Source organism: Ruegeria intermedia (assembly GCF_900129345.1).
In the GTDB taxonomy this organism is placed as follows: domain Bacteria; phylum Pseudomonadota; class Alphaproteobacteria; order Rhodobacterales; family Rhodobacteraceae; genus Ruegeria; species Ruegeria intermedia.
The window spans coordinates 1-11,068 of sequence record NZ_FQVK01000008.1; the positions used below are offsets into that span (position 1 = coordinate 1).

An 11,068-nucleotide genomic window follows, 5' to 3' on the forward strand; every position below is an offset into this window, starting at 1 on the left:
CGGCAACGAAAGCTGGCGCTTCAAGAACCGGGCCTAATGCCAATCCCAAACCCCGCAGGCCCGCCACTGCTGCGTTAATTGGAGACTACGCAGCGTCGGGCCTGCTAACCACCAAAGGGGGTCAAAATTGGATGCCGATACAGGGTCAGTTTTGAATGCCGATTGACACGTGCGTTTGCCCTGGATGCATCACTCGGATTTGTTGCCCCAGTGTTGCCCCAAGCCGGGATTCGACCATTCTCAGCACAAAAGCGCAGCGCTCGAAGTGGCGAATTTCTGTTTTATTTCATTGGGTTGAAGTGGTGCCCGGGGGCGGAATCGAACCACCGACACGAGGATTTTCAATCCACTGCTCTACCCCTGAGCTACCCGGGCACGGGAACGGCGTTTACCGTTGGGTGCAGGCCTTCTATGACTTGCCAAACGCGGTGTCCAGAGGCTTTTTCAGATTTTTTCAGTGCGGGCGATCCTTGAATTCGCCAGCATCCTGAATCTCATCGTCCAGGTCATCCTCGCGCTGCGACGGAACCGCATAGGAGCCGTTCAGCCACTTGGCCAGATCGATGTCAGCGCAGCGTTTCGAGCAAAATGGACGAAACGGCTTGACCGTATCTTCTCCGCAAATCGGACAGTTCACTTCAGGACCTCCGACAAAGGAATGCGGCCACGTTTGCGCTGCAATTCGAAATGCCCCAGCGGCGTCCAGCCGGCAAGGATCGTTTCTTCGCTGTCCGCCTTGAAAGCGGCTCGGAGTGCGGATTCGAACCCGCGCCGGTCTTTCTTGGGCATCGGCGCAAGGTCCAGCGTGATCTGCCCGCCCAGCCCGCGCACGCGCAGGGCGCGCGGCAGCTCCTTGGCGCAGGCGAAATTGGCCTTTGTCCCCGCAGCCAGCGAACCATCCGAACCGGTGTTCACGTCCACGGCCACCAACGCCCGGGTGGGCTCGATATACATATGCGCCCCCCCCGCCAAAGGATGGGATGCGCCACGGGCGGCGTCCAGCGCCTCGAGCACGCCGTGGTCCGCGAACCCGCCCGCCCGGGTCGAGACCTCGGCCGGCTCCACCCATTCGCGCCAGGCGAGGACATGCGGCCCGTCGCCCTGAGACAGCGTTTCCGACGCGTCTCCGGTGTCGTTCACGACCTGTTCGGCCAGCGCTCGCATGGCGGCGATGTCTTCGGCGATTTCATCGGCATCCGCGCCCTGGCAACCGGAGCGCAGGATCAGACCGAAGGGGCTGCCGTCCATCTGCTCATGCGCGATCACCAGCAGCCGGTCGCGCTCATCATCATCGCGGATCGAGCGCGAGATGTTCAGTCCGGGCGCGTCCGGCGTGACGATGGCATAGCGGCTTTTGAACAGGATGCGGTTCGTCACCGGCAGGGCCTTGCCCGGCTCGGCATAGCCCGTGACCTGCACCAGCAGCATCTCGCCCGGCGCCAGTCCCTTGATCTGCCGAAGGAACGCCGGACCATCCGGGGTGCTCAGGAACATTCCGCCCTGCCCCTTGACTGGCCGCTCGGCCCGGGCCCGGTAGATGGTTCCAGGGGCGGGCGCATCGGCGGCGATCAGGAAATCGTCCAGTTTGCCATCCACCATCAGGGCCGCGGCTTCGCGGCCTTGAATGTGATCCAGGATGATCGTTCGACCTTTCATGATGCCTCGCGATACAGAGGGTAGCCGATGCCTTGCAGCAGTCCGGCGGTTTCCGCCAGGGGCAACCCGACAATCCCGGTGAAAGACCCCGAGATCCAGGGAATGAACGCCCCTGCCGGCCCCTGAATGGCATAGGCACCGGCCTTGCCCTGCCAATCGCCGGTGGCAAGATAGGCGTTGATTTCCATGTCCGAAAGACGCTTGACCTTGACCTGGCTGACCACGTCACGCTGCAGCACCCGATCACCGCGACGCACCGCGACCGAGGTGATCACCCGGTGGCGACGCCCCGACAGGGCAAGTAGGAACTCGGCCGCCTGTCCCGCATCCTCGGGCTTGCCCAAGATGCGTCGGCCCAGCGCAACCGTCGTGTCGGCGCACAAGACGATATCGTCCGGGGCCGCCTGAACGGCATGCACCTTCTCGCGGGCAATGCGCGCGCAATACCGCAAAGGCAATTCCCCCTTGTGCGGCGTCTCGTCGATGTCGGGGGCGGAAATCGTATCGGGCTGCACGCCAAGCTGCGCCAGCAGGTCCAGCCGTCTGGGGCTGCCCGATCCCAGGATGAACGCCATTGCGGCAGGCGTTACTTGAAGCGGTAGTTGATCCGACCCTTGGTCAGATCATAGGGGGTCATCTCGACCTGAACACGGTCGCCGGCCAGAACGCGGATGCGGTTCTTGCGCATCTTGCCCGCCGTATGTGCGATGATTTCATGGCCGTTTTCCAGCTCGACCCGAAACGTCGCATTGGGCAGGAGTTCCTTCACGACACCGGGAAATTCGAGCGTATCTTCCTTGGCCATGTCGTCTCCATTGTTGCGTTGTCCCGCGGAATCCGCGGGTGTGCGCTTAAATGGTCCCCTTTTGCCAATTTTTCAAGGGCGGAATCGCCTAAAGGCGCGACAATGTGACCGATTCGACGCGGGGATCCTGTTCCGACCAGTGCGACCGGTTCAGAACCCCGCCGTCAGCCCGTACATGGGCGATCGCGTCCAGATCGACCTCGGCATAGGTCCAGCCCGGCCGGTTCAAGCGGCCTTGTGCCAGAACGCCGGTCTCGGGGAAGCCCACATCGGGCGGGCCGAACACACCGCCCATGCCGGTGTTCCTGTCGACCGCCTCGGACCAGTCATTGTCGCCGACCACCGAGGCCATCACGGTCACGCATTGGTTTTCCAGCGCCCGCGCCATCGCACCGATGCGAACGCGCCAATAGCCCGACAGGGCCTCGGTGCAGGACGGAACAAGGATGAGGTCCGCCTCGGACAGGGCGCGGCCGAGCAGAGGAAACTCGCTGTCATAGCAGATCAGAACCCCGATCCGGCCCAGCGCCGTGTCGAACAGCTTGAGCGGCCCGCCCGGCGCTATGTTCCACGGGTCGCGCTCGAATCGGGTCATGATCTGCTTGTCCTGGTGGTCCTGACCGCCAGAGGGCGCATAGAACGCGGCCCGGTTCACGGGGCGGCCCTGTCCTGCATTCACCGGCGCGGACGCGCCCAGGATGTACGCATTGTACTTGACAGCAAGGCGCCGGTGCAGGGTGTAGACCTCTTCCATCCGGTCGGAAACGGCCCGGATCGACCGTTCCAGATCGCCGGCCACCTCGGCGCCGTCCAGAGATGACAGCTCCATTGCACCGTATTCCGGGAACACCAGCAACTGCGCGCCCTGTCCGGTGGCCTGCGCAACCCAGTCGGCCAGCTTGTCTTCGTACTGCGCCCAGCTGTCCAGCCAGCTGAGAGGGTATGCGGCGGTGGCGAGTTTCATCCTGCGGGTCCTGTCCAACGAGATCGCACGAACTCTATGGGCGGGATCGCCGGGTGTACAGGTCCCCCGGCAGGGCGAAAACCCCCGGATCGAGGCGCGATCCGATTGAAATCCGAAGATACTTCTCTAACCTGCGGACCTGAACCCTGTTTGCCCGGAGATTCCGACCATGCCCCGCGTCATCGCGCTCGTTCTTGCCGCCTTCGCCGCCACCTCTGCCTGGTCACAGCAATTGATCGACAAGGGGTTCGTCGAAGGTTGGAACATCATGATGGACCCCAATCTGGGCAATGGCTGCCTGATCCAGACGGTGTATCAGGATCTGTCGGTGGTGCGGCTGGGCTATGACGCGCTGGACAACCGGGGCTATTTCACCGTTTTCCACAAGGGGTGGGGCGACATCGAGCCCGGCAAATCCTATCCGATCCGGTTCGAGCTGGACGGCAAGAGCTTTGATGCCACCGCCATCGGGTTCAAGCAGGACCGGGTGCCCGGTGCGACCGTGTTCTTCACCGACCGCGACTTTGTTACCGCCATCGCCCGGAACAAGACGATGACGGTCTACAACCCGGCGGGCGAGCGGGTTCTGGCGATCGACCTGAAAGGCACCGCCAAGGCGCTGGACTATGCCCGGGACTGCCAGAACAAGAAGCTCTAGCGAATCGGATCGAACACGGCGTCCGAGGCGGTACAGTCCCGGATCACGTCCCGCCCGCAAGGCACCGGGTCCAGTTCGCGCGACAGGCAGATGCGCACTTCTTCGATGTATCCGCTGTTGCAGGTGACGGTGATCATGTCCGGCTCCAACCCCGGGTTGGCTTGGACAAAGGCCTGCTCGACCACGCGTGCCGGCAGTTTGACCGGCTTGTCCAGCTTGCGGAACACCGCGGGGCGATTGATACGCTCATAGGCCTGCCGCGACAGCGCGTAATAGTCCACCGCAGACAGACCCGAACAGGTGCCGTGTTTCTTCCACTGGTGCCAGGCCAGGCCCGAACTGCCCTGAATATCTTGCATCTGTCGGGTCATCGCGCGGGATGGCGGTGCTTTGGGCGTGGGGCAATAAGACGGCCAGCCTTGGTGAAATTGCGGCCACAGCCCGTGCAGGATCCAGCCGTGATCGTGGCGCGCATCGCATTGGTCGGACCCGCGCGCGTCACCCTCGCGGGCGCACCAGTTGGGCGACCAGCTCAGCGACAGCACGTAATAGTCGAATTCCCCGGCCTTCTCGCCCTCGGCCAGCGCGGCCACCGCACTGAACGCCCACAGAACCACCCAACGCATTCGCCTCTTCCCTTTCGGCTTTTGCGCGACTATATACGCCCCGAGTTCCCCGACAACGGAAACCTGCCCCCAAACCTCGGGGCCGCCGAATTCCGGCGACGGGACAGATGTATTCAAAGGAGACGGGCTCATGGCAAAACCCCTGATGGCCAAGGCGACCGCCGTGTGGCTGGTGGACAATACCACGATCAGCTTCAAGCAGATCGCGGATTTCGTGGGCATGCACGAGCTGGAAATTCAGGGCATCGCAGATGGCGATGTGGCCGCGGGCGTCAAAGGGTTCGACCCGATCGCCAACAACCAGCTGACCCAGGAAGAGATCGACAAGGCCGAGAAGAATCCGCTGCACAAGCTGAAGCTCAAGTTCAACCCGGCCGCCGCCGGCGAGGAAAAGCGCCGCGGCCCGCGCTATACCCCGCTGTCCAAGCGGCAGGACCGCCCCAACGCGATCCTGTGGCTGGTCAAGTTCCACCCGGAACTGTCCGACGGCCAGATTTCGAAACTGGTCGGCACCACCAAGCCGACGATCCAGTCGATCCGCGAGCGCACCCACTGGAACATCGCCAACATGCAGCCGATCGATCCGGTGGCTCTGGGCCTGTGCAAACAGTCCGAACTGGATGCCGCCGTCCAGAAGGCCGCCGCCAAGAAGGCCGCCGAAGGTGGCGTGATGAGCGATGACGAGCGCCGCAAGCTGGTCTCGACCGAACAGTCGCTGGAGATGGACGCCGCGCCCAAGATCCCCACGGCGATCGAGGGGCTGGAAACCTTCTCGCTGTCCGATGATGAAGACGAGAAGGACGCAGAACCGATCGTCGATGCCGACAGCTTCTTCAACCTGCCCAAGGGCGGCGCCGAAGAAGACGACGAGGAAGATCATCGCACCTAAGCAGATTTTGGCCCCGACCGCACAGGTACGGGGCCTTTTTCATCGGAACGGATCATGCTGAACATACTGTCCAAAGTCGTCGGGCCGCACCGGGCGGTCTCGATCTATGCTTTCATGAAAACCAGGGGGCTGGTCATTCTCGGTGGTGTCAGCGTCATCGGAGTGGCGGCAGCCCTGCTGTTGCTGAACGGCGACGGCAGGCATGAACACGAGGCCTTCCTGACCGTGCCGGTCCTGTCGGCCACACCGATCAACGGTGACCTGAAGAACGGGGTGATCGCCTCGGTGCGCCTGCCGGATGGGTCTGCCGCCTCGATCACGGCGACCGAAGCCCCGATCGCGCAGACCGTCGGCACGACCGCCTGCATCGAAAAGCGCGTCTATGTGGATACCGGCGAACCGAGATACCGGTTCAAACTGCCGAAATACTGTGCGGGCAGCTAAGTCCGCAGACGGTTATGCCATCCGGAGCGTGTCCGGGTGGCACGTGTTTCACAGCATCTGAAACAGGATGCCGGCCGCGATCGCACCGCTGATGCCAAGGCCCAGATAGGCCGCAAAGACACGCGGTTTGACCAGCGACCAGACCGCGGCCATGGCCGGGATCGAGCTGACCGCGCCCGCGATCATGAACGACATGGCCGCGCCGGCGCTCATCCCCTGCTCCATCAGCCCGGCCAGCAGCGGAGGCGCGACATACGAGTTCAGATAGGCGGGCATGCCCACGAAAGCCGCGATCACGATCGGAACCACGCCCTCGCCCCCGACCGCGCGCGCGATCAGGTCCGCCGGAACATAGCTGACCAGCAGCGCCTCGAGCACATAGGCAAAGGCCATCCATTTCAGAAGGAACAGGGCGTTCTGCACGAATTCGGCCCGGAACCGGGCGCGGCGTTCGGGCACCTGCCAGAACGTCCACACGGGCTTTTCGTTTTGCTTCGGGCCGCAGCCACAGCATCCGGCCGACTCGTACCGGCGCAGCGGCCGGGCAAATGCCCCCCGGCGCATCGCAAAGCGCACGGCAAAGCCTCCGAACAGGCCCAGGGCCACAGCGGCCACGGCCTTGCCGACGGCAAAGGGCCAGCCCAGAGCACCGGCGGTGATCAACAGCGTCGGCGGGTCGATCAGAGGCGAGCTGAGCCAGAAGGCCATCACCGCCGACAAGGGCGCGCCCAGCGCCAGCAGCCCGGCGATGAAGGGGATCACCTCGCAGGAACAGAACGGCGCCAGCCCACCGAACAGGGCGGCCAGAAAGATCATTCGGGTTTCGCGCCCCTCGAAGGCGCGGGCCACCATCGTTTCCGCCCCCGTGGCCTTGAGATAGGCCAGCAGCAGCACCGCGAACAGGATGTACTGACCGGTATGCGCCAGCGCCCTGAGGGCAAAGCTGACGACATTGACCCAGTTGCCAGGGTCCAGCAGGGCAACCAAGGCAAGGATCACCGCGATCACCGCCCAGGGGGTCTTGAGATAGTCGGTCAGGCTCTTGCCCGCCGCCTTTGGGGTCTGCGTCAACTCAGCCATCGTTGGCGGCCTTTCCTTGCTGGTCCGCGCAGCACTCGCTGAGAATGAACTGCGCAAGGGTTTTCAGTTCGTCGAAACAGGCCCGGTTGATCGTGGTCCGCCCCACCTTTTCCTGCTCGACCACGCCACCGGCGGCCAGAAACCGCAGGTGATGGGCCAGGGTCGACGGGGCGATGCCGGTCCGGCTCTGGATCTCTCCGACGCTCAGCCCGTCTTGGCCGGCGCGCACCAGGGTCTTGAGCACCTGCAATCGGGCTTCGGACCCCATGGCCGAAAACCCTGCTGCCGCTTTTTCCCACATTCTCGAATCTCCATTAAACTAGATTTCTAGTTTTATAGAATTATCATCGTGGGCATGTCAATGTCGGAAGAAAACGATCAGGGATAAGGCCAGATTGCGCGCGCTTTAGGTCCACCCTATAACGAGGCATGGGGATTTCAGTTGACACCTTCTTTCTGAAGCCGGACGGGCAAGGCACGCTGCAGGCGCAGATCCAGCAGATGATCGCCGAAGGCATCCTGTCGGGGCGGTTTCACGTGGGCGAAAAGCTGCCCTCGTCGCGCAAGCTGGCCGCGCATCTGGGCGTCAGCCGCATCACCGTGACGCTGGCCTATACCGAGCTGCTGGCGAATGACTATCTGACGGCCCGGGGGCGGTCGGGTTATTATGTATCCGAGAACGCTCCGGTGCCGCCGAAATACACGCCCGTCCGGCGCAGCACCGAGACCGTCGACTGGGACAGGGCGCTGGCCCGCCGGTTTTCGGACGGTGACGTTCTGACCAAACCGCAGGACTGGCGGGACTACCGCTATCCGTTCATCTACGGTCAGCCCGACCGCACCCTGTTCGACCATGCCAACTGGCGGCTGTGCGCGGTGCGGGCGCTGGGGCACAAGGATTTCGATTCCCTGACCGGCGACTATGTGGATCAGGACGACCCGCTGCTGGTCGAATTCATCGCCCGCCACACGCTGCCGCGCCGTGGCATCGCGGCCCGGCCCGAGGAAATCCTGATTACGCTGGGCGCGCAGAACGCGCTGTGGCTGACCTCGCGCATCCTTCTGGGACACGGGCGCAAGGCGGCGATCGAAGACCCCAGCTATTACGCGCTGCATGAGCTGCTGCGCTGCTCGGATGCCACCATGACGGCGCTGCGCGTCGATCAGGACGGGCTGCCGCCCGACGCCATTCCCGATGACACCGATGTCATCTACACCACGCCCAGCCACCAATGCCCCACCACGGCAACGATGCCCGTGGCCCGGCGCCACGACCTGCTGGAACGCGCCCGCGCGCTGGACGCGATGATCGTCGAAGACGACTATGAATTCGAGATGGCCTTTCTGGGCGCCCCGTCTCCGGCGCTCAAGTCCTTGGACAGGGACGGCCGCGTGATCTATGTCGGCAGTTTCTCCAAATCGCTGTTTCCGGGCCTGCGGCTGGGCTACATGGTCGGGTCCGAGGCCTTCATCCGCGAGGCGCGTGCCCTTCGGTCGCTGGTATTCCGGCATCCGCCAGGCCACATCCAACGCACCGCGGCCTATTTCCTGTCGCTTGGCCACTATGACGCCCAGATCCGCCGTATGTCCAAGGCCCTGCTGCAGCGCCGCCAGACCATGGAAGAGGCCATCGAGCGGCACGGGCTGACCGTCGCCGGGCGCGGGGTGTTCGGCGGTTCGTCGATGTGGATGCGGGCCCCCGACCATGTCGATACCGCCGAACTGGCGCGGCAGTTGCAGAAGCAGGGCGTTCACATCGAACCCGGAGCGCCGTTTTTTTCCGACCCGCACCGTCCGCGTAACTTCTACAGGCTGGGGTACTCCTCGATTTCGTCCGACCGCATCCCCGACGGAATCGCCAGGATCGCCGAGGCCATTCAGGCAAGCTGACCACCCTCTGGACCTAAGCCGATTTCCCGACTGGCCCTAACCCGGTGGCCGGCATTGCGCCAAAACCTAAGGCGACCCAGGCGTCGCGCCTGCCTGTTTTCACCCCTGTTCGGAGATCGCCCAGATGAAAATGACCACGGAAGAGGCCTTTGTAAAAACCCTTCAGATGCACGGGATCGAACATGCGTTCGGAATCATCGGCTCGGCCATGATGCCGATCTCGGACCTGTTCCCCAAGGCCGGGATCATGTTCTGGGACTGTGCCCACGAAGGATCGGCCGGCATGATGGCCGACGGCTACACCCGCGCCACCGGAAAGATGTCGATGATGATCGCCCAGAACGGCCCCGGCATCACCAACTTCGTCACCGCCGTGAAGACCGCCTATTGGAACCACACGCCGCTGCTGCTGGTCACCCCGCAGGCGGCAAACAAGACCATCGGTCAGGGTGGGTTCCAGGAAGTCGAGCAGATGAAGCTGTTCGAGGACATGGTCGCCTATCAGGAAGAGGTCCGAGACCCGTCCCGCGTGGCCGAGGTTCTGAACCGCGTGATCATGAAGGCCAAACGCGCCAGCGCCCCGGCCCAGATCAACATCCCGCGTGATTTCTGGACCCAGGTGATCGACATCGAACTGCCCGCCATCGTCGAGTTCGAGCGCCCCTCGGGCGGTGAAACCGCCGTGGCGCAGGCGGCCGAGCTGCTGTCGAACGCCAAGAACCCCGTTATCCTGAACGGCGCCGGCGTGGTGCTGTCCAAGGGCGGGATCGAGGCCTCGAAGGCGCTGGCCGAGCGTCTGGATGCGCCGGTCTGCGTCGGTTATCAGCACAACGACGCCTTCCCCGGCAGCCACCCTCTGTTCGCCGGCCCGCTGGGCTACAACGGGTCCAAGGCGGCGATGGAACTGATCAAGGAGGCCGACGTGGTGCTGTGCCTCGGCACCCGCCTGAACCCGTTCTCGACCCTGCCGGGCTATGGCATGGAATACTGGCCGGCTGACGCCAAGATCATCCAGGTCGACATCAACCCCGACCGGATCGGCCTGACCAAGAAGGTCACCGTGGGCATCGTGGGTGACGCGGCCAAGGTGGCGACCGGCATCCTGAACCAGCTGAGCGATACCGCGGGCGACGACGGCCGCGAGGCGCGCAAGGCGAAGATCGCCGAGACCAAGTCGCGTTGGGCCCAGCAACTCAGCAGCATGGACCACGAGGACGACGACCCGGGCACCACCTGGAACGAGCGCGCGCGCGCCGCCAAGCCCGACTGGATGAGCCCCCGCATGGCCTGGCGCGCCATTCAGGCCGCGCTGCCGAAAGAGGCGATCATCAGTTCGGACATCGGCAACAACTGCGCCATCGGCAACGCCTATCCGTCCTTCGAGGCGGGCCGCAAATACCTGGCACCCGGCCTGTTCGGGCCTTGTGGGTATGGCCTGCCGGCCATCGTCGGCGCCAAGATCGGCTGTCCGGACGTGCCGGTCGTGGGCTTTGCCGGTGACGGCGCCTTCGGCATCGCGGTGAACGAACTGACCGCGATCGGCCGCGAGGAATGGCCTGCCATCACCCAGATCGTGTTCCGCAACTATCAGTGGGGCGCGGAAAAGCGCAACTCGACCCTGTGGTTCGACGACAATTTCGTGGGCACCGAACTGGACACCGACGTCTCCTATGCCGGCATCGCGCAAGCCTGTGGCCTGAAGGGCGTGGTGGCCCGCACCATGGACGAACTGACCGCGGCGCTGGCGCAGGCGATCGAAGATCAGAAAAACGGCATCACCACCCTGATCGAAGCCCTGATCAACCAGGAACTGGGCGAACCGTTCCGCCGCGACGCGATGAAAAAGCCGGTGGCGGTGGCCGGCATCAGCCGCGACGACATGCGGCCGCAGACCGGCGCCTGACGCGACCGGTCGCCTGAAACCTGATCATCGCCCGGGCCACGGGCGGTGATCCGCATGTTGACGCACCGGCCCGAACGACGCAAGCCTCTGGATCGGGACGGGAAATTGCCTAGAGTAGCGCCAAGACAGAACCGCCCGCGAGAAATTGGCGGC

Annotated in this window: 13 protein-coding genes and 1 tRNA gene; 5 read left to right on the forward strand and 9 right to left on the reverse strand. The window is 63.9% G+C overall.

Translation table 11 applies throughout. From position 1 onward, the window contains the following. Positions 1-300: 300 nt before the first annotated feature. From F3H26_RS07375 to F3H26_RS07400, 6 genes are all read right to left on the reverse strand, one after another. Positions 301-375 (reverse strand) — tRNA-Phe (locus F3H26_RS07375). 79 nt (positions 376-454) lie between these two features. Further along, entirely contained in the window at positions 455-637 is a 183-nt protein-coding gene (locus tag F3H26_RS07380) for a DNA gyrase inhibitor YacG (RefSeq protein WP_149775413.1), read from the reverse strand. Next, positions 634-1,656: a ribonuclease E/G gene (locus F3H26_RS07385; RefSeq protein WP_149775414.1), complete on the reverse strand. Its 1,023-nt coding sequence runs from the start codon at positions 1,654-1,656 to the stop codon at positions 634-636. The genes F3H26_RS07380 and F3H26_RS07385 overlap by 4 nt, the downstream gene beginning before the upstream one ends. Then, positions 1,653-2,231, reverse strand: a complete 579-nt coding sequence (locus F3H26_RS07390) for a Maf family protein (protein WP_149775415.1) — start codon at positions 2,229-2,231, stop codon at positions 1,653-1,655. Before F3H26_RS07390 ends, F3H26_RS07385 begins: the two co-directional genes overlap by 4 nt. Before the next feature lie 11 nt (positions 2,232-2,242). Continuing rightward, complete coding sequence (gene infA, locus F3H26_RS07395) at positions 2,243-2,461, reverse strand: translation initiation factor IF-1 (protein WP_005620785.1); 219 nt, start codon at positions 2,459-2,461, stop codon at positions 2,243-2,245. Between the two features lie 88 nt (positions 2,462-2,549). Beyond that, positions 2,550-3,425 (reverse strand): carbon-nitrogen hydrolase family protein, encoded by an 876-nt coding sequence (locus F3H26_RS07400; protein ID WP_149775416.1) that lies wholly within the window; start codon positions 3,423-3,425, stop codon positions 2,550-2,552. Positions 3,426-3,594: 169 nt separating this feature from the next. On the opposite strand from F3H26_RS07400, the gene F3H26_RS07405 reads away from it, so the two are divergent. After that, positions 3,595-4,083: a hypothetical protein gene (locus F3H26_RS07405; RefSeq protein WP_149775417.1), complete on the forward strand. Its 489-nt coding sequence runs from the start codon at positions 3,595-3,597 to the stop codon at positions 4,081-4,083. Here the strand turns inward: F3H26_RS07405 and F3H26_RS07410 are convergent. Then, complete coding sequence (locus tag F3H26_RS07410) at positions 4,080-4,709, reverse strand: ribonuclease T2 family protein (protein ID WP_149775418.1); 630 nt, start codon at positions 4,707-4,709, stop codon at positions 4,080-4,082. The two genes, F3H26_RS07405 and F3H26_RS07410, sit on opposite strands and share 4 nt — an antisense overlap. A gap of 130 nt (positions 4,710-4,839) precedes the next feature. Here F3H26_RS07410 and F3H26_RS07415 point away from each other — a divergent pair, with 130 nt between their 5' ends. Together F3H26_RS07415 and F3H26_RS07420 are read left to right on the forward strand one after the other, a co-directional pair. Continuing rightward, a complete protein-coding gene (locus tag F3H26_RS07415; protein ID WP_149775419.1) occupies positions 4,840-5,598 on the forward strand; it encodes a DUF1013 domain-containing protein in 759 nt (252 codons plus the stop codon). Positions 5,599-5,652: 54 nt separating this feature from the next. Beyond that, the gene (locus F3H26_RS07420) at positions 5,653-6,042 is read left to right on the forward strand and encodes a hypothetical protein (protein WP_149775420.1); all 390 of its coding nucleotides are present in this window, start codon (positions 5,653-5,655) and stop codon (positions 6,040-6,042) included. Positions 6,043-6,090: 48 nt separating this feature from the next. On the opposite strand, the gene F3H26_RS07425 is transcribed toward F3H26_RS07420, so the two are convergent. Both F3H26_RS07425 and F3H26_RS07430 read right to left on the reverse strand, forming a co-directional pair. Beyond that, positions 6,091-7,122 carry a permease gene (locus F3H26_RS07425; RefSeq protein ID WP_149775421.1) on the reverse strand — a complete coding sequence of 344 codons (1,032 nt, stop codon included), beginning with the start codon at positions 7,120-7,122 and terminating at the stop codon, positions 6,091-6,093. Further along, positions 7,115-7,423, reverse strand: a complete 309-nt coding sequence (locus tag F3H26_RS07430; protein WP_149775422.1) for an ArsR/SmtB family transcription factor — start codon at positions 7,421-7,423, stop codon at positions 7,115-7,117. Before F3H26_RS07430 ends, F3H26_RS07425 begins: the two co-directional genes overlap by 8 nt. Positions 7,424-7,551: 128 nt before the next feature. Here F3H26_RS07430 and pdxR point away from each other — a divergent pair, with 128 nt between their 5' ends. Together pdxR and xsc are read left to right on the forward strand one after the other, a co-directional pair. Beyond that, positions 7,552-9,012 carry a MocR-like pyridoxine biosynthesis transcription factor PdxR gene (gene pdxR / locus F3H26_RS07435; RefSeq protein ID WP_149775423.1) on the forward strand — a complete coding sequence of 487 codons (1,461 nt, stop codon included), beginning with the start codon at positions 7,552-7,554 and terminating at the stop codon, positions 9,010-9,012. 124 nt (positions 9,013-9,136) lie between these two features. Beyond that, positions 9,137-10,915: a sulfoacetaldehyde acetyltransferase gene (gene xsc / locus F3H26_RS07440; RefSeq protein ID WP_149775424.1), complete on the forward strand. Its 1,779-nt coding sequence runs from the start codon at positions 9,137-9,139 to the stop codon at positions 10,913-10,915. The last annotated feature ends 153 nt before the right edge of the window (positions 10,916-11,068 follow it).